Annotated in this window: 18 protein-coding genes; 7 read left to right on the forward strand and 11 right to left on the reverse strand. The window is 68.7% G+C overall.

Annotated features, from left to right (window positions below; genetic code table 11):
• Positions 1-5 precede the first annotated feature (5 nt).
• Both AC30PD_RS08805 and AC30PD_RS08810 read right to left on the reverse strand, forming a co-directional pair.
• The gene (locus AC30PD_RS08805) at positions 6-770 is read right to left on the reverse strand and encodes a LytR/AlgR family response regulator transcription factor (RefSeq protein WP_489535276.1); all 765 of its coding nucleotides are present in this window, start codon (positions 768-770) and stop codon (positions 6-8) included.
• Between the two features lie 8 nt (positions 771-778).
• Positions 779-1,903 (reverse strand): sensor histidine kinase, encoded by a 1,125-nt coding sequence (locus AC30PD_RS08810; RefSeq protein ID WP_489535277.1) that lies wholly within the window; start codon positions 1,901-1,903, stop codon positions 779-781.
• A gap of 141 nt (positions 1,904-2,044) precedes the next feature.
• On the opposite strand from AC30PD_RS08810, the gene AC30PD_RS08815 reads away from it, so the two are divergent.
• Genes AC30PD_RS08815 through AC30PD_RS08825 form a run of 3 tightly spaced genes read left to right on the forward strand, consistent with a single transcriptional unit; the run spans position 2,045 to position 5,716 of the window.
• On the forward strand, positions 2,045-3,436 hold the full coding sequence (locus AC30PD_RS08815; RefSeq protein ID WP_489535278.1) for a phosphomannomutase/phosphoglucomutase: 1,392 nt from the start codon (positions 2,045-2,047) through the stop codon (positions 3,434-3,436).
• Between the two features lie 13 nt (positions 3,437-3,449).
• Positions 3,450-4,442, forward strand: a complete 993-nt coding sequence (gene waaC / locus AC30PD_RS08820) for a lipopolysaccharide heptosyltransferase I (RefSeq protein WP_489535279.1) — start codon at positions 3,450-3,452, stop codon at positions 4,440-4,442.
• On the forward strand, positions 4,439-5,716 hold the full coding sequence (locus tag AC30PD_RS08825) for a 3-deoxy-D-manno-octulosonic acid transferase (protein WP_489535280.1): 1,278 nt from the start codon (positions 4,439-4,441) through the stop codon (positions 5,714-5,716). The genes waaC and AC30PD_RS08825 overlap by 4 nt, the downstream gene beginning before the upstream one ends.
• A gap of 12 nt (positions 5,717-5,728) precedes the next feature.
• On the opposite strand, the gene AC30PD_RS08830 is transcribed toward AC30PD_RS08825, so the two are convergent.
• The 8 genes from AC30PD_RS08830 to AC30PD_RS08865 form a co-directional block, all read right to left on the reverse strand.
• Complete coding sequence (locus AC30PD_RS08830) at positions 5,729-6,946, reverse strand: DUF1501 domain-containing protein (protein WP_489535281.1); 1,218 nt, start codon at positions 6,944-6,946, stop codon at positions 5,729-5,731.
• 14 nt (positions 6,947-6,960) lie between these two features.
• A complete protein-coding gene (locus tag AC30PD_RS08835; protein ID WP_489535282.1) occupies positions 6,961-8,364 on the reverse strand; it encodes a DUF1800 domain-containing protein in 1,404 nt (467 codons plus the stop codon).
• Positions 8,365-8,485: 121 nt separating this feature from the next.
• Complete coding sequence (locus tag AC30PD_RS08840; protein ID WP_489535283.1) at positions 8,486-9,889, reverse strand: TolC family outer membrane protein; 1,404 nt, start codon at positions 9,887-9,889, stop codon at positions 8,486-8,488.
• Between the two features lie 40 nt (positions 9,890-9,929).
• On the reverse strand, positions 9,930-10,265 hold the full coding sequence (locus AC30PD_RS08845) for a rhodanese-like domain-containing protein (protein WP_489535284.1): 336 nt from the start codon (positions 10,263-10,265) through the stop codon (positions 9,930-9,932).
• Positions 10,265-10,918 (reverse strand): protein-L-isoaspartate O-methyltransferase family protein, encoded by a 654-nt coding sequence (locus tag AC30PD_RS08850; protein WP_489535285.1) that lies wholly within the window; start codon positions 10,916-10,918, stop codon positions 10,265-10,267. Before AC30PD_RS08850 ends, AC30PD_RS08845 begins: the two co-directional genes overlap by 1 nt.
• Before the next feature lie 34 nt (positions 10,919-10,952).
• On the reverse strand, positions 10,953-14,123 hold the full coding sequence (locus AC30PD_RS08855; RefSeq protein ID WP_489535286.1) for an efflux RND transporter permease subunit: 3,171 nt from the start codon (positions 14,121-14,123) through the stop codon (positions 10,953-10,955).
• Positions 14,124-14,125: 2 nt separating this feature from the next.
• Positions 14,126-15,304 (reverse strand): efflux RND transporter periplasmic adaptor subunit, encoded by a 1,179-nt coding sequence (locus AC30PD_RS08860; RefSeq protein ID WP_489535287.1) that lies wholly within the window; start codon positions 15,302-15,304, stop codon positions 14,126-14,128.
• A complete protein-coding gene (locus tag AC30PD_RS08865) occupies positions 15,301-16,002 on the reverse strand; it encodes a TetR/AcrR family transcriptional regulator (protein ID WP_489535288.1) in 702 nt (233 codons plus the stop codon). The genes AC30PD_RS08860 and AC30PD_RS08865 overlap by 4 nt, the downstream gene beginning before the upstream one ends.
• An 83-nt stretch (positions 16,003-16,085) precedes the next feature.
• On the opposite strand from AC30PD_RS08865, the gene AC30PD_RS08870 reads away from it, so the two are divergent.
• A complete protein-coding gene (locus AC30PD_RS08870) occupies positions 16,086-16,649 on the forward strand; it encodes a hypothetical protein (protein WP_489535289.1) in 564 nt (187 codons plus the stop codon).
• Between the two features lie 56 nt (positions 16,650-16,705).
• Entirely contained in the window at positions 16,706-17,527 is an 822-nt protein-coding gene (locus AC30PD_RS08875) for an undecaprenyl-diphosphate phosphatase (protein WP_489535290.1), read from the forward strand.
• 22 nt (positions 17,528-17,549) lie between these two features.
• Here AC30PD_RS08875 and trmB read toward each other — a convergent pair whose 3' ends face one another.
• Entirely contained in the window at positions 17,550-18,260 is a 711-nt protein-coding gene (gene trmB, locus AC30PD_RS08880) for a tRNA (guanosine(46)-N7)-methyltransferase TrmB (protein WP_489535291.1), read from the reverse strand.
• A 107-nt stretch (positions 18,261-18,367) separates the two neighbouring features.
• On the opposite strand from trmB, the gene AC30PD_RS08885 reads away from it, so the two are divergent.
• Together AC30PD_RS08885 and AC30PD_RS08890 are read left to right on the forward strand one after the other, a co-directional pair.
• A complete protein-coding gene (locus AC30PD_RS08885; RefSeq protein WP_489535292.1) occupies positions 18,368-19,339 on the forward strand; it encodes a DMT family transporter in 972 nt (323 codons plus the stop codon).
• A complete protein-coding gene (locus AC30PD_RS08890) occupies positions 19,332-19,769 on the forward strand; it encodes a DUF8738 domain-containing protein (protein WP_489535293.1) in 438 nt (145 codons plus the stop codon). Before AC30PD_RS08885 ends, AC30PD_RS08890 begins: the two co-directional genes overlap by 8 nt.
• The last annotated feature ends 208 nt before the right edge of the window (positions 19,770-19,977 follow it).

Below are 19,977 nucleotides of genomic sequence, written 5' to 3' on the forward strand. Positions count from 1 at the left end.
CGCGCCTACATCGCCTTGAACAGGTGCACGTAAGCGCGGCTCACCGGCAGCTCGGCCGGGTGGCCGAGCAGGCGCACGAACAGCCGGCTGAGCTCGTCCCGCCGCGTGCCTGCCACGAAGCGCAGGTTGATCAGCGTGGAGCGGTGCACTTGCCAGAACTGCTCGGGGTCGAGCTGCGCCGCCAGCTCGGCGATCGGGGTGCGGATCAGGTGCTCGCCGCTGGCCGTCTGCACGCAGGTGTACTTGTCATCGGCGCGAAAGAACAGCACCTCGGCCACGTCGATCTGGTGCGTGAGCTCGCCTTGGCTCGCGCGCACATAACGCAGACGCGGTGCGGTGCCGTGCGCGGGCAGAAGGCGTTGCAGGGCCGTCGCGAGGCGCGCGTCGTCGGTGTCGGCTGCGGGTGACGGCGCCACCAGCGCGCGCCGAACCCGCTCGACCGTCTGCGCCAGGCGCTGCGCACTCACCGGTTTGAGCACGTAGTCGAGCGCTTCCTGCTCGAAAGCCTTGACCGCGAATTCGTCGAACGCGGTGACGAATACGACACGCGTGCGGCCCTCGATGCCTTGCGCCACTTCCAGCCCCGACAGCCCCGGCATCTTGATGTCGAGGAAGGCCAGGTCGGGTTGCAGCGCCGCGATCTGTGCAGCCGCTTCGACACCGTTGCGTGCGGCCGGCATCAACTGCAACTCGGGCCACAGCTTCTGCAACTGCTCGCCAAGGTGCTTGGCCAGGTGTGGTTCGTCGTCGGCGATGAGGGCGGTGGTCATGGTTCGTGTCATGGGTGGGCGGGCAGGGTGAGCATCGCGCGCACGCCACCGAGCGCGCCGTTCGCGAGGCTGAGGGTGGCGGCGCTGCCGTGTGCTTCGCTCAGCCGCTCGCGGATGTTGGCCAATGCGGTGCCGCCGCCAGCGCGCTGCGGCCGCGTGCCGGCCGCGGGCAGGCCCAGGCCGTCGTCGTCCACGGTCAGCACGAGACTCGCGCCTTCGAGCCCGGCAGTCACCGTGACGGTGCCGCCTTCGATCTTCGGCTCCAAGCCGTGCTGCACCGCGTTCTCCACCAGCGGCTGCAGCGTCAGCGCCGGCAAGGGCAGCGAGCGCAGCGCATCGGGCACGTCGATGCGGTATGCCAGGCGCGTGTCCATGCGGATCTGGATGATGCGCAGGTAGGCCTCGACCAGCACCAGTTCGTCGCCGAGCGTGTGCGCTGCCACCCGCAGGCTGCCGAGCGAGGCGCGCAGGTAGTCGACGAAGGTCTCGAGCATCAGCCGCGCGCGCGGTGTGTCATGGTCCATCAGGCTGGCCACGTTGGCCAGCGTGTTGAACAGGAAGTGCGGTTCGATCTGGCCCTGCAGCAGCTTCAGACGCGCTTCGGTGGCGCGGCGCTCGGCGTCGATCTGCCGGTTCTTGATCGCGAAGAACAGGTAGAACAGGAAGCTGATCAGCAGCGCCAGCATCATGCTTGCGCCGATGTCGTGCGGGCCTTGCCGCGCCAGCAGGCCGGCCACTTCGTAGCCAGCGAGCACCATGCCGACCGGCCACGCCAGCAAGGTGCCGACCATGGGCACACCGCAGAAGAAGGCGACACGTTGCCAGGCGCTGAAGGCCCGCACGCGGGCCACGCCGAAAGCGCGCCAGCCCAGATCGAACAGCGCCCGGATCGTGAAGCCGATGCAGGCGGTGATGATCAGGCAACGCCCGTACCACCGGGCCCAGGCCGCCCAGGGGTTCGTGGCCGCATCGCCGGGCCCCGACAGCATGAACGCCGCCGCCGTGAAGCCCACCGCGATGGCGGCACACCAGAGCAGCGTCCACACCGGCTGCAGCCAGGCCGGGCCGGCGCGCGGGGCGCTGCGGCTGAGCCAGGAGCGCCATGATTGCGCGAGGAGTTGCCGGGTGAACATGGGGCGCCAGTCTACGCAGCCGCACCCCGGGCCCGCGGCTGGCTGCGCCGGGTGGACAGCCGGGCCGATGAATCGACAACGCGGCCGGCGGGTGGCGGGACGGTCCCTACAATCGCCGGACGATTTTCAAGCGGGGTCTCCATGCAGGTCAGTGCTTCCAGCTTCAAGGCCTACGACATTCGTGGCGTGGTCGGCCGCGACATCGACGAAGCTTTTGCAGAACACCTGGGCCGTGCCTTCGGCAGCGAGGCGTTGCGCCTGGGTGAAAAAGCGGTGGCGGTGGGGCGTGACGGCCGGGTTTCCGGCCCGTCGCTCGCAGCCGCCCTCGTGCGTGGCCTGGCCTCGACCGGGCTGGACGTGGTCGACCTCGGTGCCGTGACGACGCCGATGTTGTATTACGTGGCCGCGACGCGCGCCGAACACGGCTGCAGCAGCGGCATCGAAGTGACCGGCAGCCACAACCCGAAGGACTACAACGGCTTCAAGATGGTGCTCGCCGGCAAGGCGATCCACGGCGAAGAGATCCAGGGCCTGCGCCGGCGCATCGAGGCCGAAGACTACGTGCGCGCACCGGGACGCTCGGCGCCGCTGAACATCGGGCCCGAGTACGCGGCCCGCATCACCGGCGACTGCAAGCTGGCGCGGCCGATGAAGATCGTGGTCGACTCCGGCAACGGCATCCCCGGCGCTTCGGCGCCCGGCATCCTGCGCGCGCTCGGCTGCCACGTGACCGAGCTGTATTCCGAGGTCGACGGGAGCTTCCCGAACCACCACCCCGACCCGAGCCAACCCGCCAACCTGGCCGACCTGATCCGCACGGTGAAGAGCAGCGGCGCCGAACTCGGCCTGGCCTTCGACGGCGACGGAGACCGCCTCGGCGTGGTCACCAGGGACGGCCAGATCATCTACCCCGACCGGCAACTGATGCTGTTCGCCGTCGACATCCTCACGCGCCACCCCGGCGCCAGCGTCATCTTCGACGTGAAGTGCACGCAGCGCCTCGGGCCGGTGATCCGAGCGGCCGGCGGCGTGCCGCTGATGTGGAAGACCGGGCACTCGCTCGTCAAGGCCAAGCTGCGCGAAACGAAGGCGCCGATCGCCGGCGAGATGAGCGGCCACATCTTCTTCGCTGAACGCTGGTACGGCTTCGACGACGCCACTTACACCGCGGCGCGCCTGCTCGAGATCCTCTCGCGCAGCAAGAACCCGAGCGCGGTGCTCAACGCCCTGCCCACAAGCTTCAGCACGCCCGAGCTGAACGTGCGCTGCGCCGAAGGCGAAGCACCGCGCATCGTGCAGCAACTGCTTGCCACCGCAAAGTTCCCCGGCGCGCACGAGATCGTCACGATCGATGGGCTGCGCGCCGAATACGACGACGGCTTCGGCCTGATCCGTTCTTCGAACACCACGCCGGTGCTGGTGCTGCGCTTCGAGGGGCACACGCCGGCGGCGCTGAAGCGCATCGAAACCGAATTCATGGCGGCGTTGCGCGTCGTCAAGCCCGACGCGCAGATCGCCGCGGCCGCGCATTGAACCCGGCCGCCCCTTGCGCATCCTGATCGTCAAGCTCTCGTCGCTGGGCGACGTGGTGCACACCATGCCGGTGGTGCACGACATCCTGGCCGCGCACCCGGGCGCGGTGATCGACTGGGTCGTCGAGCCCGGGTTCGCGCCACTGCTGCGGCGTGTGCAGGGCATCGGCACCGTCATCGAATGTGCGCTGCGGCGCTGGAGCAAGGCCTGGTGGACGGCGCCGGTGCGCGCCGAGTGGCGCGCGTTTCGGGCGCGCTTGCAACAGAACCACTACGACGCGGTGATCGACCTGCAAGGCCTGACCAAATCGGCCGTGATCGCGCGCCTGGCCCGCGGCACGAGCTATGGCCTGGCGAACCAGACCGAGGGCGCGAGCCACGAGTGGCCGGCGCGCTGGCTGGTCGACCACGCGATCTCGGTGCCGCCACGCATCCATGCGATGGACCGGGCGCGGGTGCTGGTTGGCGCGGCCCTGCACTACCAGCCCGAAGGCGCGCCACGTTACGGGCTGCAGGCCGGCGCCGCCGCCAGGCGACAGGGCGCGGCGCCCACGGTCGTGTTCGTGCACGGCACCTCGCGCGACGACAAGCTCTGGCCACTGGGCAACTGGGTGCAACTCGGCAAACGTTTCCTGTCAGCCGGCTGGTCGATCGCCTTGCCACAAGGCAACGAAGCCGAGCAGACACGCGCCGAGCTGATCGCCGCGGGCTGGCAATTCGACCAGACGATGCGGGTCGAAGTCTGGCCGTCGCTCTCGCTCGACGCGGTGGTCGACCGGCTCGCCGGCACGCAGGGCGTGATCGGCGTCGACAGCGGCCTGAGCCACATCGCCGTGGCGCTCGACCTGCCGCATGTGCAGCTCTACAACTTCCCGACCGCGTGGCGCACCGGGCCGCAGGCCGAGCACGGGCACCTGCACCAGGTGTCGGTCGAAGGCCAGCCGATCCCGTCGCTCGAAACCGTGTGGGCGGCCTGGATGCAGGTGGCCGGGGCGGCACGCGGATGATCTCGCTCGGGCAGCGTGCGGCGCGTGGCGCCTATTCGCTGCTGATGCGGCTGCTGCAACCGCTGTACGTGCTGCGCCTGCGGCGGCGCGGGCGTGCCGAGCCGCTGTACCAGCACGCCATCGACGAGCGGCTCGGTGTCTACGAAGGCGCACCGAGCGCCGGCTGGCTCTGGGTTCACGCCGTCTCGCTCGGCGAGACCCGCGCCGCCGAAGCCTTGATCGAGGCGCTGCGTGTCTTGCGGCCCGGCATGCGGCTGCTGCTCACGCACGGCACGGCGACCGGCCGCGAAGCGGGTGTGCAGACGCTGCGCGAAGGCGACGTGCAGGCCTGGCTGCCTTACGACACCCCCGCCATCGCCGAGCGCTTCTTCGCCCACTTCAGCCCCGCCATCGGCGTGCTGATGGAAACCGAAGTCTGGCCCAACCTGCTGCTCGCTGCGCAGGCGCGGGCCGTGCCCATGGTGCTGGCCAACGCGCGCCTGAGCGTGAAGAGCCACCGCCAGGGCCAGCGCCTGGCCGCGTTGATGCGGCCTGCGGCGCAAAGCCTGCGCCTCGTGCTCGCGCAGACCGAAGCCGACGCGGCGCGGTTGCGTGACGCCGGTGCACCCGACGTGAAGGTCAGTGGCAACCTCAAGTTCGACATGTCACCCGACCCGGCCCTGGTGGCACTCGGCCACGTTTGGCGCTTGAGCCTGGCGCGCGAGGTGGTTCTCGCCGCGGTCACGCGCGAAGGCGAAGAAGCCTTGCTGCTCGCGGCCTGGCAACGGCACAGCGAGCCGCGCCCGCTGCTGCTGATCGTGCCGCGCCACCCGCAGCGTTTCGACGAGGTGGCGGCGCTGGTCACGGGCGCCGGCTTCAGCCTCGCGCGGCGCAGCGGCTGGGGTGATGCACCTTCGGTCGAAGCCATGACAGCCCAGGTCTGGCTCGGCGACACGATGCGCGAGATGGCGCTGTACTACGGCGTGGCACGGGTCGCACTGCTCGGTGGCAGCTTCGCACCGCTCGGTGGCCAGAACCTGATCGAAGCCGCGGCCTGCGGCTGCCCCGTGGTGATGGGGCCGCACACCTTCAATTTCGCCGAGGCGGCCGAACTGTCGGTCGCCACCGGCGCGGCGATCCGCGTGCCCGACATGCATGCGGCGGTCGAAGAAGCGCTCGCCCTGTTGCAGCAGCCGGCGCGGCTCGACGGTTGCGTGAAGAGCGCGCTCGCGTTCTCGGGCCAGCACCGAGGCGCAGCGCAGCGCATGGCGAAAGAGATCGCGGCGCTGCTCTGACCTGGCGCGTGCTCAGGCCTTCAGGAGCGCGACGGGCTTGATGTTCTCGCTGCCCGGAAACACCTCGTTGTTCAGGCTGCGCGTGGCCACCTGCAGGTGGTCGGCCAACACCCCGCGCAGCACCGCGCGCAGGTCGGTCGTGATGCGCAGGTCGCGGCCTTCGAAGCGATCACGCTTGGCCAGGCCCGGCCAGTCGGCGATCACACGCCCGCCCTTGACCGCGCCGCCCAGCACGAAGGCTGCGCCACCGGTGCCGTGGTCGGTGCCCAGCGTGCCGTTGACGGCGACCTCGCGGCCGAACTCGGTGGCGACCACGACGACGGTGCGCGCCCAGGTGCCGCTGGCGAGCAGGCCTTCGCGCAAGGTGGCGAGGCCGGTGTCGAGCTGGCGCAGCGTGTTCGACAAGGCACCGTTCGGGTTGGCCTGGTTGGCGTGGCTGTCGAAGCCACCGAGCTCGAGCACCGCCGCTTGCGGGCCGTTCGATGGCGCCAGGAATTCTGCCGCGCGTTGTGCGAGCAGCGTGAAGTTGCCGCTGCGCCCCGCGTTGCCCATGGCCTTGCCGTCCATCGAATTCATGTCGGCCGGCATCGCGCCGTCGAAGTGCAGCGCCTTCGCACGCTGCAGCGCCGTGGCGAGCACCGCGTCGTTGCCGTACAGGCGTTCGATGCGCGCGACCAGGTCGGCCGAAGGATCGGGCAGCGCCGACGGCGCCCAGGTGTCGACCGCGCCCGGCCCACGCAGCACCAGCGGTACGCTCGTGTTCAGTGCCAGGCTCTTCGCAGCGCTCGGTGCGAGTGCGCGGCCGAGCCAGCCGGTCGTCAGCTCGTAGGGCCGCACGCCGCCACTTTCGAGCACCTGCTGCGCGTCGAAGTGAGAACGCTCGCGGTAGGGCAGGCCCGCGGCGTGCACGACCACGAGCTCACCGCCGGTGTACATCGTGTGCAGCTGCGCGAGGTTCGGATGCAGCGCGAACGTGGCATCGAGCGAAAGTGGTGCGCTGCCGAACTGCGCGAGCGGGCCGCGCGCGGCGGCGAACTCGGGGTCGCCGATCGCCGGCACGGCCGAGAGGCCGTCCATGCCGCCGCGCAGCACGACGAACACAAGACGCTTCGGGCTGCCGTTGTTGCCCGCGGCGAAGCTGAGGGTCGACAGGGCGCCGAGCGCACCGGCGCCGAGGGCTGCGCCCATCATCTGGCGCCGCTGCGGGTTGAAGTGACGGTGTTTGTTCATGGGGCCATTCCTCTTCAGCGGCGCTGGAATTCCGGTGCCATCAGCAACAAGGCCAGCGCCTGCGGGCCGTCGGCCGCCCGGTCGATCTGCGTCTTCGTCTCGGCGCTCAGCAGCGGGCCGAGGCTCTGCGTGGCAAGAGCCCGCGCGTCCACGGTGCTGCCCATGCGGTTGGCGGTGCGCGTGGACCATTCGATGCGCTTCCAGACGGCGTCGGGGCCGAGCCAGTCTTCGGCACGGTCGCTCCAGCCGGCGGGCGAGGGCGCGGCCTGAATGCGCTGGCCGAGCGAAGTGACGCCGATCGCGTTGTCGCCACGTTCGAAGAGGCGCGGGTTGACACGCAGCACACGCGTCGCCGAGAGCACGAATTCTTCGGGCGTCTTGAGCTTCATCGGTTGCGGCGGCCAGGCTTCGGGGCTGCGCACCAGTTCAGCGTAGACCGGTGCGAGCCGCGTCTCGTTGCGCAGATAGGTTTGTGCGAGCCGTTCGACGAGGGCTGGCGGGGGATCGTCGGCCACGAAGTGGCGTGCGAGCTTGGTGGCGATGAATTTCGCGGTGGCGGGGTGGAAGGCCAGATCGTGCAGCACACGCCGCAGCGCGTCGGGGCCCTCGGGGTAGATCTTGCCGAGCACGGTCTTGGTGCCGGGCTCGTGCCAGTTGCCGTCGAAGGTGTCGCCCGCGTCGGTGCCCTGCGCGCCGACACGCCAGCCGGTCAGCACCCGCGCGAACGCGGTCACGTCGGCCTGGCTGTACGTGCCGTTCGCGCCGCGCGCGCTTTCGGCGCCGAGCGTGTGGAGCTCCAGCACTTCACGCGCCAGGTTCTCGTTCAGGCCGGTGATGCGCGGGCCTTCGCCCAAGCGTTCGGCGCGGCGCGCGGCACGGGCGACGATGCGCGAGTGCGGGCCGGCCGACTGCACGTTGTCGAGGTAACGCAGCATCGCCGGGTGGGTGGTCGAAGCGTTCAGCAGCGCCTCGAACGAGCCCGCGATGTTCGGCCGGATCGCGTCGCGCTCGAACGCGCCCACCAGTCCGCGCGTGGCACCCTTGGCGAGCGACACGGTGAAGTGGTTGGCCCAGAACAGCTGCAGCCGCTCGGCGAAAGGGCGGGTGGTGGTGGCGGCCGTGAGCAGGCGCGAGCGCGCGTCGGCGACGATCACTTCGCGGTAGTGGCCGGCGAGCACCTGCTCGGCCGTCATGCCGGGCGGCGGGTTCTTGGCCTGCTGGCGCTTCTCGCGCTCGGCCGCCACGTGCTCGAGCGCCTGCGCGGTGCTCAGCAGGCCGTCGCCGCGTGGCGCATCTGCCGGGCCGATCTGGCCGAGCAGCCATTGCTGCGGGTCGGGCGCAATTGTTTCGAGCGACGCCTCACCCAGACCGAAGCGGTGTGCCGCGATCGCGGCTTGCAGCGAAGAAGGGTTGGACATGGCGCGCTCCTGACGACCCACAGCATGCCGCCGAACGGTCAAGCGGGCGTGTGCATCGCGTCAAGAAACGTTTCTGCAGCGGCCCGCGTGCACAGGGCCAACCCGGGGTCGCCCGCCGGGCCTACTTCGCGAGCAACTGGTTCAGCGCCGCCACGTCTTCCGGCTTGAGTCGGCCCGAGGCCTGGCGCAGCTTGAGGCTGCCGACCAGCACGTCGTAACGGGCCTTGGCGAGGTCGCGCCGGGTCTGGAACAACTGCGTCTGCGCGTTCAGCACGTCGAGGTTGACGCGCACGCCGACGCGGTAGCCGAGCTGCGTGGCTTCGAGCGCGAGCTGGCTCGACGATTCGGCGGCTTCGAGCGCCTTCACCTGCGCCTTGCCCGACTCGACACCGAAGTAGGCCTGGCGCGTGCCCTGGGCCACGCCGCGGCGCGCCGCTTCGAGGTCGTTGCGGGCCTTGTCTTCGAGCACCACGGTTTCTTTCACGCGGTTCTGGATCGCGAAGCCGGCGAACAGCGGCACGTTCATCGTCACCGCGATGCCGGTGGAGTTGTTCGCACCCGCCTGGTTGAAGCCCACCACCGACGAGCCGCCGGGCGTGGTCACGCGTGCGTCGCCGTTGGTCGAGGCGTGGCCGCGTGTGTAGCTCGCGGTCAGGTCGACGGTCGGCAGGTGCCCGGCCTTGGCCTTTTCGGTCTCGAGCTGCGCCACTTCGAAGCCGAGCCGCGCCTTTCGCACCAGCGGGTGCTCTTCGTCGGCGCGGCTCACCCATTCGTCGATGTTGGCCGGGGCCGTGGCCGGCAGCGCCACCGGCACGGCGAGCTGGTTGGGCGCGACGTTGCTGCGGCCCACGAGCTGGTCGAGCGCGATGCGTTTGGTCTGCAGGTCGTTGGCGGCGACGATCTCTTGCGCGGTGCCGAGGTCGAAGCGCGCCTGCGCTTCGCGCGTGTCGGTGATGGTGGCGGTGCCGACCTCGAAATTGCGCTTGGCCGAGGCCAGCTGCTCGGAGATGGCGGCCTTGCTGGTGCGCGTGGTGGCCAGCGTGTCTTGTGCGGCCAGCACGTCGAAGTAGGCCTGGGCCACGCGCACGATCAGGTCTTGTTCGGCGGCTTCGAAGTCGGCGGCCGAGACTTCAAGACTTTTCTGCGCCTGCGAGATCGTCACGCCATTGGCGCGGTTGAACAGCGACTGCCGGCCGCTGAGCGTGGCGCCGTAGGCCGTGGTGCTGGTGTTGACCGTGCTCGACGCCGGCGTGTCGGTGGTCGAGCGCGAGCCGCTCACGCCGAGGCCGACCGAAGGCAGGCGCAGCGCGTTGACCTGGTCGACGCGGTACTTCGACGAATCGAGCAGTGCGCGCGCCGACAAATAGCTGGCGTCGTAACCGCGCGCCGCTTCATAGAGCTCCTGCAGGCTTTGCGCGCGCGCCCCGTGAGCGAAGCACAGCGCCGTGGCCACGGCCAGCGGCGCCAGGCGCCAGTGCGCTGCGGCGCGTCGAAGGGGCAGCAGGCGGGGGCTGGCAACGGGCATGACGTTTCCTTGTTTCACTTGTTTTGGTGTACGGCGTGGTTCAGTAGCGCGGCACGCTGGGGTCGACCTGCAGCGACCAGGCGTCGCTGCCGCCGGCGAGGTTATAGACGGCATCGAAGCCCTGGCGCTCGAGGAATGCGACGACCTGCGCGCTGCGGGCCCCGTGATGACAAATACAGACGACAGGCTGCGCCGGGTCGAGCTCGGCCAGGCGCGACGGAATGTCGTTCATCGGGATGTGCAGACCGCGCAGCCCGTTCACGGCCACCGGCGCCAGCTGCACTTCCCAGTCTTCGCGCACGTCGAGCAGCAGCGGCGCCATGGCGCCGGGCGCTGTCTGGAACGCGTAAAGGTCGGGGGCGCTGAGCTGCTTCATCAGAACTTGAAACGGGTCGGTTCGTCGAAGCCCTGCAGGCGCTGGGCCACGGTGTCGAACAGCACCGTGTGCTCCAGCCCTTGCTCGCCGGTGCGTGTGACCAGCATGGCGCGCATCACCGGCTCTTGCCCGACGACGGCGACGAGCCGGCCGCCGACCTTGAGCTGCGCGAGCAGGTCGTCCGGCAGCTCGGCGACCGAACCCGAGAGCACGATCACGTCGAAGGGTGCGTCGGCCGGAACGCCTTTGGAGCCGTCGGCGTGGTTCACCGTCACGTTCATCACGCCCGCGCGGCGCAGGTTGGCGCGGGCGAAGTCGGCCAGGCCGGCGTCGATCTCGAGCGTGGTGACGTGTTGGGCGCGGTGTGCGAGCAAGGCGGCCATGAAGCCGGAACCCGCGCCGACTTCAAGCACGCGCTCATGCTTGTGGACGGCCAGTTCCTGCAGCAAACGCGCTTCGACCTTTGGCGCCAGCATGCACTGGCCGCCCGGCAGCGGCACTTCGGTGTCGACGAACGCGAGCGCGCGGTAGCCGTCGGGCACGAAGTCTTCTCGCCGCACGACGGCCAGCAGCTCCAGCACCCCCTGGTTCAGCACGTCCCAGGGGCGGATCTGCTGCTCGATCATGTTGAAGCGGGCTTGTTCGATGTTCATGTCGTGCACCAATGAAAAATTGACGTCTTCGATTCTATTTGGCGAGCGCCGGGTCGACGCCCGCGGCCACCGGCTTCTTCGACCCGAAACGCCGCTTTGCCCAGGCCGCCAGGTCGTCGAGGTAACAGTAGATGACCGGCACCACCACGAGCGTGAGCAGCGACGAGGTGATCACGCCGCCGATCACGGCCTGGCCCATCGGGGCGCGCTGCTCCGAGCCTTCTGACAGTGCGAACGCCAGCGGCACCATGCCGAAGATCATCGCCAGCGTCGTCATCAGGATCGGGCGCAAGCGCACCTTGGCGGCGTGCAGCAGCGCTTCGGTGCGTTGCATCGGCGCCTCGCCGTTTTCGCCCGCGCGCGACCGGATGGCGAAGTCGACCAGCAGGATCGCGTTCTTCGTCACCAACCCCATCAGCATCACGATGCCGATGATGCTGAACATGTTCAGCGTCGAACGGAACATCAGCAGCGCCAGCACCACGCCGATCAGCGTGAGCGGCAGGGCACTCATCAAGGCCAGCGGCTGCAGAAAGCTCTTGAACTGGCTCGCCAGGATCATGTAGATGAAGACGATGGCGAGCGCCAGCGCACCGATCGCGTACTGGAACGACTCGGTCATGTTCTTGGTCGAGCCGCCGAAGCTGTACCGGTAGCCGGGCGGGAAGGCGATGGTGTCGAGCGCCTTCTTGATGTCGGCCGACACGTCGCCCGAGCTGCGGCCGAGCGCGTTGGCGTCGAAGTTGATCTCGCGGTTCAGGTCGCGGCGGTTGATCTGGTTCGGGCCGGTCGAGGCGGTCACGTCGGCCACCTGCGACAGGCGCACCGAACGCGCCGAGCCGTCGGCGGCGGCAGCCACGTTGATCGGGATGCGCTGCAGGTCGGAGATCGAGACGCGGCTCTCGGGCGCCACGCGCACGTTCACGTCGTAGTTTTCGCCATCGGGCGCGCGCCAGTTGCCCACCGTGGTGCCCGCCACCAGCGTGCGCAGGCTCGAGGCGAGCATGTTGACGTTCAAGCCGGCATCGGAAGCGGCGTCGCGCTTCACGGCAATCGCGACCGTGGGCTTGTCGGGCTTGAGCGTGCTGTCGAGGTCGACGAGGCCGGGAATGGCCTGCAGCTTCGGTACGATCAGGCGCGAGAGGCGCTCGAGCTCGGCCAGGTCGGTGCCCTGCACCGAGAACTGCAGGCTCTTGCCACCGCCCAGGTCGGTCACGCCGATGTTGGTGACGGTGATGCCGGGGATGCGTGCCAGGCGCTCACGCAGCGTCGGGATCATCTGCGTGATGCTGCGGCTGCGCTCCTTGCGGTCGACCAGGCGCACGTAGACGGCGCCGTAGATCTTGCCGGCGGCCTGGCCGCTGTTGATCGTGGTCACCGTGTACTTCACTTCGGGCAGCTCGCGCAGCGCCGTGTCGACCTGCTTCGCGCGCGCTTCGGTGAGTTCGAGCGACGAGCCGACCGGCGTGTAGAAGTTGAGCTGGGTTTCAGAGAAGTCGGCCTTGGGCACGAACTCGGCGCCGAGCAGCGGAATGACGAAGAAGCTGCCGACGAAGGTGGCGAGGGCGAGCGCCACGGTCGCCAGCTTGTGCGCGAGAGACCAGGCGAGGATGCCCTGGTAGGCGTGCGACAGCGATTCGGTGAAACGGTCGAACAGGCCGGTCACGCGGCCGATGGTCTTGTCGTAGAGCGTGACCGGCGGCCCCCGGTCCGCGCCATGTGCGGCCGGGTCATGCCACACGCTCGAGAGCATCGGGTCGAGCGTGAAGCTCACGAACATCGAGATCAGCACGGCGGCCACGATCGTCAAGCCGAATTCGTGGAAGAACTTGCCGACGATGCCGCCCATGAAACCGATCGGCAGGAACACCGCCACGATCGAGAGCGTGGTGGCGAGCACGGCCAGGCCGATCTCGTTGGTGCCGGCCAGTGCCGCGTCGTGCGCGCTCTTGCCCATCTGCACATGGCGCACGATGTTCTCGCGCACCACGATCGCGTCGTCGATCAAGAGGCCCACGCACAGGCTCAGCGCCATCATCGTGATGCTGTTGATCGTGAAGCCGAACAGGTACATGAAGAGAAAGGTGCCGATCAGCGCGATCGGCAGGGTGAGGCCGGTGATGACGGTCGAGCGCCACGAGTTCAGGAACAGGAAGACGATCAGGATCGTGAGCGCCGCGCCTTCGATCAGCGTGCGCTTCACGTTCGCCACCGACAGGCGGATCGCACGAGAGTTGTCGCGGTTGACTTCGACCTTCACGCCCGGCGGCGTGAGCGGCACGGCGTCGAGCAGCGCTCTCTGCAGGCCGTCGACCACCGCGATCGTGTTTTCGCCCTGCGACTTCTGCACACTCAAGAGCACGGTGCGCTGGCCGTTGTAGAGCGCGAGGCTTTCCACTTCCTGGGGGCCGTCGACCACGTCGGCCACCTGCCACAGCTTCACCGCGTTGCCACCCTTGCGTGCCACCACGATGTCACGAAAGTCTTCCGGGCGCTTGAGGCGCGCGTTGATCTGCACCACCCGTTCCTGTTCGAGCGAACGGATCGAGCCGAGCGGCAGCTCCTGGTTTTCGCTCTTCACCGAGGCCACGACCTGGTCGACGCTGATGCCCAGCGCGTCGAGCGCGGCCGGTTTCAGGTAGAGGTTGATCTCGCGCTCGATGCCGCCGACCACGCTGACCGAGCCGACGCCACGCACGTTCTCGAGCTTCTTCTGCAGCACCTGTGTGGCCCAGGTGGTGAGCTCCTGCGGCGTCTTCTTTCCGTCGGTCGACAACACGGCCACGTTGAAGATCGGCACGCTCTGCGGGTCGAAACGCGAGATGCGCGGTTCTTTCACTTCGTCACGCAGCAGCGGGCGGATCAACGAGACTTTCTCGCGCACGTCGTCGGCCGCCTTGCGGCCATCGACATCGAGATTGAACTCGACGATCACGACCGAAGTGCCTTCGTAAGAGCGTGACGACAAGGTGCTGATGCCGGCCACGGTGTTGACCGCTTCCTCGACCTTCTTGGTGACTTCGCTCTCCACGATCTCGGGCGAGGCGCCGGGGTAGTCCATCACCACCACCACGGTCGGGAAGTCGATGTTCGGGAACTGGTCGACCGCCAGGCGCTGGTAGCTGAACAGGCCGAGCACCACGAATGCCAGCATGACCATCGTGGCCATCACCGGGTTGCCGATCGAGACGCGGGTGAACCACATGCTCAGGGCCTGGAGGCTGCGGCCGACGCTGCCATGGCGACCGCAGGCGCCACCGCCCCGGGCAGTTTCACGACGGTTCCGTCGCGCACCGCGCCTGCGGTGGCCCGCAGCACCGTGTCGCCGGCCTGCGCACCGCTCGTCAGTTCGGCCACGCTCTCGGTGCGACCGTCGAGCACCGCCTCACCGCGCAGGCCGAGGCCGACGTTTCGCAGTGCGACCTTGCCGTTCTGCACCGCCAGCACATAAGGTTGGGCCTGATCGATGCGCACCGCCGCCACCGGCACCGCGAGCGCCGTCTTGCGCTGCATGTCGATGCTGCCGCGCGCGAACAGGCCCTGGCGCAGACCTGGCTGCGGCTGCAGCGCGAGGTAAACGAGCACGGCGCGCGTGCCCGACTGCGTGCTCGGGTTGATGCGCACCACGGTGGCCGTGGCCGGCTGCGAGAGCCCGTCGACACTCAGGCGAGCCGTGTTGCCGACCTGAACGCCACCCACGTCTTCGGGCGCGACCGCGGCTTCGAGTTCGATGCGCGACAGGTCCACGATCTCGACGATCTTCACGTCGACGCCGACGCGCTCGCCCGGCTGCGCCAGGCGCTGCGAGACCACGCCGCTGATCGGTGCCACGAGCACCGAGTCGGCGCGCGACTTGCGTGCCAGATCGGTCGCTGCCGCCGCGGCCTGCCATGAAGCCTGCGCCGCCGCTTCGTTCGAGACCGAAGTCTCCAGCCCGGTCGGCGAGATGAACCCTTGTGCCACCAGCGCGCGGTTGTTCTCGAGCGCGCGTTTGGCGATGTCGAGCTGCGCGCGCGCCGACGCGGCGGTCTGTTCGGCCTGTCGCAAGCGCAGGTCGTACTCGGCTGTGTCGAGCTGGCCGATCACCTGACCCGCTTTCACGCTGTCGCCCTCGCGCACCGTGAGCGACTTGATCTCGGCCGCGACCTTGGCCTTCACGACGGCGCTGTTCACGGCCTTCAGCCCGCCCGAGACCGCGAGGGTGCGCGTGAGTTCGAGCGGGCGCAGCACGATCAGGTCGGCGGCCGCGAGTTCGAGCACCGGGGAGGCGGGTGCGCCCACCGCCGCGGCTTCGTCCTGCTTCTTCATCTTGATCGCACGGCCGACGAACCCGCCCAGCACCAGCACGGCGACCACGGGAACAGCCCATTTCATCCAGCGTTTCATTTTTTCTTTTTCCTGTTCCCTGTTGCCGGTGACGGTGCCGGCCGCGGTTCGTTGCGCGGCACCAGCCCGTTGAGCACCATGTCGATCAGCGCCGTGATCACCACCCGCGGCTCCAGCAGGAATGAGATCGAGCAGGCGCCGAGCGAGTGTTTGTTGAGCACCAGAAAGATCAGCGGCCCGACCAGCGCGTGCACCACTTCGGGCACGTTCACGTTGCGGAACTCGCCGCGGTCGACGCCGCGCTGGATCACTTGCGCGAGCATCTGGTTCGACGGCGTCACGACCTCGTCGACATAGAACTGCGCCACCTCGGGGAAGTTGCGCACCTCGGATGTCATCAGCTTGATGATGCCCGATGCGCGGGTTTCGCCAATGCGTTCCCACCAGAGCATCAGCATCATCGACAGCAGCTCCGTCGAGCTGCCCTCGAACTGGCGAACGATCTCGCTGCCTTCGGCGATCTGGTTCACCACGTTGTGGCTGATCACGGCCTTGAGCAGTTCTTCCTTGCTCGGGTAGTACAGGTACAGGGTGCCCTTCGACACGCCAGCGCGTGCGGCCACGTCTTCGGAGCGGGTGGCTGCAAAACCGCGTTCGACGAACAGGTCGAGCGCCGCATCGAGCAGCTCCATCGGGCGCGCCTGCTTGCGGCGCTGGCGCGCCGGCAGCGCGGGGGGCTGAGGGAGGGAAGGCTTCATACTGACCGGTGGGTCAGTAATGTAACGGGCGGGGCGGCCAGGGTCAAGCCGGCGTGGCCGGGTGGCTGTCTAGAATCGCCGCCGTGCGAAGACGTCAATTCCTTCTGCCGGCGCTGATCGCCGGCACCGCGTGGCTTGGCGGATGCGCCGCGCTGTTCGGCCCGCGCACGGTCGACGTGAGCCAGGCCCAGCTCGAAGAACTGCTGTCGCGGCGCTTCCCGCTGACGCGGCGCGTGCTCGAGGTCTTCGACGTGACCGTCAGCGCCCCGCGCCTGCGCATGTTGCCCGAAGCCAACCGCATCGCGACCGATTTCGAACTTTCAAGCACCGACCGGCTGCTGCGCTCGCAGCACCGCGGCGCCCTGGCGTTGAGCTTCGGCCTGCGCTTCGAGCCCACCGACAACACGCTGCGCGTGACGCAGGTGAAGGTCGAGCGGCTGCAGATCGACGGCGCGCCGGCGCTTCTTCAACGCCAGTTCGAACGCCTGGGCACGCTGCTGGCGGAACAGGGGCTCGACGATCAGGTGATCCACACGCTGCGCCCGAAAGACGTGGAAGCGGTCGAAGGGCGCGGCTACCGCCCGAGCGAGTTGCGTGTCACGCCGCACGGTTTGCGCGTCACGCTGCTGCCGATCGAAAAACGCTGACGGCGCGGGGCTGTCGCCTCGCTAAGATGCCGGCACTTTCTTCAGTGGAGTGGGCTTTGGATCTCTTGTTGCTCGTCAAGGCCGCGATCATGGGAATCGTCGAAGGCCTGACCGAATTCCTGCCGGTGTCCAGCACCGGCCACCTCATCCTCGCCGGCTCGCTGCTCGGCATCCACGACGAAAAAAGCAAGGTCTTCGACATCGCGATCCAGACCGGCGCGATCATCGCAGTGATCATCGTCTACTGGCAACGCCTGCGCGAGACCATGCTCGGCCTGGGCAATGACGCCAAAGCGCGGCGTTTTGCGATCAATGTGGCGATCGCGTTCGTGCCGGCTGTGGTGCTCGGCCTGCTGTTCGGCAAGGCGATCAAGGCGAACCTGTTCACGCCGGTGGTCGTGGCCAGCACCTTCATCATTGGCGGCTTCATCATTTTGTGGGCCGAGCGCCGCACCAGTGTGGCGCGGGTCGACTCTGTCGACGACATGACGCCGCTCGACGCGCTGAAGGTCGGCCTCGTGCAGTGCGTGGCCATGATCCCGGGCACGAGCCGTTCGGGCGCCACCATCATCGGCGGCATGTTGCTCGGCCTGAGCAGAAAGTGCGCGACCGACTTCAGCTTCTTCCTGGCCATCCCCACGCTCATCGGCGCGGGCCTCTACAGCCTGGTCAAGGAGCGCGCGCTGCTCTCGGCCGCCGACATTCCGGTCTTCGGCGTGGGCCTGCTGTTCTCGTTCCTCTCGGCCTGGGTCTGCGTGCGCTGGTTGCTGCGCTACATCTCGACCCACACCTTCGTGGCGTTCGCTTGGTACCGCATCGCCTTCGGCATCGTGGTGCTGGTGACGGCCTACACCGGAATGGTGACCTGGGCCGACTGAAAGTTCGCGCTTTCCGGCGCGCTCAGCGCTTGAAGAACACCAGGTCCCACACACCGTGGCCGAGCCTGAGGCCACGGTTCTCGAACTTCGTCAACGGGCGGTAGCCAGGCTTCGCGGCGAACCCGTCGGTGCTGTTTCGCAGTGCCGGTTCGGCCGACAGCACCTCCAGCATTTGCTCGGCATAAGGTTGCCAGTCTGTCGCGCAGTGCAGGTAGCCGCCGGGCGCGATCCGGCTTTGCAGCAGTTGCACCAGCGGCGGCTGGATCAGGCGCCGCTTGTTGTGCTTCTTCTTGTGCCACGGGTCGGGAAAGAACACGTGCACACCGGCCAGTGAGCCGGGCGCGATCATGTGTTCGAGCACCTGCACGGCGTCGAACTGCACGATCCGAAGGTTGCCCAGCCCTGTTTCGTCGATGCGCTGCAGCAGCGCGCCGACGCCGGGCTCGTGCACCTCGACGCCGATGAAGTCGGTGCCGGGCAGGGCGGCCGCGATCTGCGCCGTGGCATCGCCCATGCCGAAGCCGATCTCGAAAACGAGCGGTGCCTCGCGGCCGAACACCGCGCCGGCGTCGATCACCCGGGGCTCGTAGGGCAGCACGAAGCGTGGCGCGAGTTCGACGAGCGCACGCTTCTGGCCGCTGCCCATGCGCCCGGTGCGCAGCACATAACTGCGGATCGGGCGGGCTGGGCGGCCGGCGGGCGCGGCGGTCGTGTCGTCAGAGGGCTCGGGCATGGTGCGGTCGTGGCGTGGCGCTTCGGAAAGCTGGGGTTCTACCACTGGCCACAGTGAGATGTCCGGAAACGGCGCAGCGCCAGCGTGTCGGCCGCTAGCATCGCTGCATGTCGAATCCGCCTTCCGTCCCGGGCCGCCACCCGCACCACTGGGTGATCGATCTCGTGTTGCTCGGCGCGTTGTGGGGCGCCTCTTTCTTGTTCATGCGCGTGGGCGCGGCCGAATTCGGTGCGTTGCCGACCGCCGCGGTGCGGGTGGCGATCGCCGCGGCGGTGCTGCTGCCGCTGGCGTTGTGGCGCGGGCATGGCCCGACCTTGATCAAGCACTGGCGGCCGATCCTCGGTGTCGGCATCTTCAATTCCGGTCTGCCGTTCGCGCTGTTCTGTTTCGCGCTGCTGACGATCAACGCCGGCCTGGGCGCGGTGCTCAACGCCACGGCGCCGATGTTCGGGGCGCTGGTGGCCTGGGCCTGGTTCAATGAGCGGCCGCGCGGCTGGCGTGTACCGGGGCTGGTGATCGGGTTCGCCGGTGTCGCCATGCTGGCGGGCGACGCGATCGGCGTTCGTTCCGGCACGGCCGGAAACGCCGCGCTGTGGGCCGTGCTCGCCTGCCTGGCCGCGTGCCTGAGCTACGGCGTCGCGGCCAGTGCCGCGCGCCGTTGGCTCGGTGGCGTGGCGCCGCTGGCGAACGCCGCCGGTAGTTTGGTCGGCGCCACGCTCTTCCTGGCCGTGCCGGCCCTCTGGAGCTGGCCGGCGCAGTGGCCAGGCGTGCGCGCCTGGTGGGCGTTGGTGGTGATGGGTGTCTTTTGCACCGGCGTCGCCTACATCCTCTACTTCCGCCTGATCGAAAGCGCTGGCCCGGCGCGCGCCCTCACCGTGACCTTTCTGGTGCCGGTTTTCGCGGTGTTCTATGGCGTCGTCTTTCTCGACGAGCACCTCACCGGGTGGATGCTGCTGTGCGCGGCGGTGATCGTCTGTGGCGTGGCGCTGTCGACCGGCCTGATCGGCCCGGGCCGGCCGCGGGCCGCCGCCGTGGTTCGCTCACACAGCACGAAGGGCCAGAATGAACCCCATGGATGACCGGCGACAACGCTTTCTGCTCTGCATGGCGCTCGGCGTCTCGATCGCCAGCTCGCCCGGCTGGGCCCAGACGCGCAGCAAAGTGCTGCCGCGCGAGCCCGAGCCGCGCACCGGGCAGGTGGCGGGCGCACCCGAAACGATGGCAGAAGCCGTCGCGCTCGCGGTTCGTGTCGATGCGGCCGCGCTTTGGCAACGTGATGACGGTGGAAAAGGCCTGAGCGCGCGCACCGAAGCCGTCATCTGGCGCGACGGGGCCATCGGCTGCCCGGCGCCGGACCGGCTCTACACCCAGGCCGCAGTGCCCGGCTGGCGCATCATGGTGCGCGACGAAAAGCGCGTGGCCGTGTACCACGCGACACAAGCCGGTAAGTGGCTGCTCTGCCCGGCCGACCGCGCCCAGGCGCCGGTGCCGGGCGACGCGCTGCGTTGACCACAAGCCAGCAAGGGTAAATACGCCCCGTAATAGCGGGGGTTGTCGGCATTGCACGCCGTGCATAACGTCGCGGGCGAGGAGGGCACGCAGATTGCTCACTCCGTTCCGCGTGTCCGGATCGGGCCTGGTTCGACAGTCGTACAACGGCACTGACCAGGTTCGGGTTTCCGAGGCCGCACCTTTTCACCCACAAGAGGAGTCTTCC

Origin of the sequence: Rhizobacter sp. (assembly GCF_032229685.1) — a bacterium.
Classification (GTDB): Bacteria; Pseudomonadota; Gammaproteobacteria; order Burkholderiales; family Burkholderiaceae_C; genus LMDS01.